The sequence below is a fragment of the Arthrobacter sp. Y3223164 genome (assembly GCF_059091005.1).
In genome coordinates, this window is sequence record NZ_JBNHGF010000560.1 from 1 (window position 1) to 1389 (window position 1389).

2 protein-coding genes are annotated in these 1389 nt (G+C 72.2%); both read left to right on the plus strand.

Going from position 1 to position 1389, the window contains the following annotated elements; translation table 11 throughout:
• On the plus strand, positions 1-607 hold a 607-nt coding region (locus tag AC5RUJ_RS16380; protein WP_494156260.1), incomplete at its 5' end, for an NAD(P)-dependent oxidoreductase.
• Between the two features lie 120 nt (positions 608-727).
• A partial coding sequence (locus AC5RUJ_RS16385; protein WP_494156261.1) for a dihydrofolate reductase family protein occupies positions 728-1389 on the plus strand: 662 nt, incomplete at its 3' end.

The following is a 1389-nucleotide window of genomic DNA, read 5'->3' on the forward strand; positions in this document are numbered from 1 at the left end:
GGGGATCGACGTCGCCGCGCGGGACCAGTTCGAGGGCCGGTGGCGCCACGTGCGACGGCCCTCGCTGGCGGACCGAAAGGTGCTGCTCGTCGGCGTGGGCGGCATCGGCCGGGAAATCGCGCGCCGGCTGGAGCCCTTCGACGTGCAGCTGACCCGGGTGGGGACCCGCGCCCGGGACGACGGCAACGGCCACGTCCACGGCACGGACGAGTTGACGGAACTGGCGGCGTCCCACGAGGTGCTGATTCTCATCACACCCCTGACGGAAGCCACCCGCGGGCTGATCGATGCGGCGGTACTGGCGGCCCTCCCGGACGGTGCGCTTGTGGTCAACGTCGCGCGCGGGGCGGTGGTCGACACGGCGGCCCTGACCGCGGAAGTCGTCTCCGGCCGGCTGAGGTGCGCGTTGGACGTCACCGATCCCGAACCGCTGCCGCCGGACCACCCGCTGTGGCGGGCCGGCAACGCGCTGATCACCCCGCACCTGGGCGGCGACACCACGGCGTTCGAACCGCGGATCGTCCGGCTCCTGAAGAATCAGCTGGCGGCGGTCGCGGCCGGCCGGGCGCCGCAGAACCTGGTGCAGCCGGGCCGCTTTCGACCCTGAGCCCACGAATGCCCCGCCCGTGGCCTGCCGAGGCGCCCGGGTCTGGACAACCGCCTCGGCCCGAGGGCAGGATGAAGGCGGCGCGTCGGGGGCGGCGTTACGCGCCGGGAGGGAAGACCCATGGGCATCATCGTGGCCAACATGTTCCTCACCCTCGACGGCGTGTACCAGTCGCCGGGCGCGGCCGACGAGGACCCGGAGGGCGGCTTCGACTACGGCGGCTGGCAGGCGCCGTTCTTCGACGAAGCATCCGGCGAGGCGATCGGGGCGGTCATCGACCGGATCGACGCGCTGCTGCTCGGGCGGAAGACCTACGACATCTTCGCGTCCTACTGGCCCAATGCCGGCGAGGACTCTCCGATCGCGGTGAAGTTCAACGCGGTGCCGAAGTACGTCGTGTCGACCACGCTCACCGAGCCCGCCTGGGCGGGCACCACCGCGTTGCACGATGCGATGGCGGCCGCCCACCTTCGCGAGCGGCACGACGAGGTGCACGTGTTCGGCAGCGGCGACCTGTTGCAGTCGTTGTTCACCGAGGACGTGGTCGGCCGCCTCAACCTCTTTCTGTATCCGCTCACGGTGGGCAGCGGGAAGCGCCTCTTCGGCGCCGGCACCATCCCGGCATCCTTCCGCCTCGCCGGCCCCGCCCGCTCCTTCGAGAAGGGCGCGGTGGCGCTGGTATATGAGCGGGCGGGCGGGGTCGAGACGGGCAACATGAACGAAGTCGCGGCGCCCCCGGGCGGGAACGGCCGCAGAGCCCCCCCGCAGGGCGGCCGGACCAA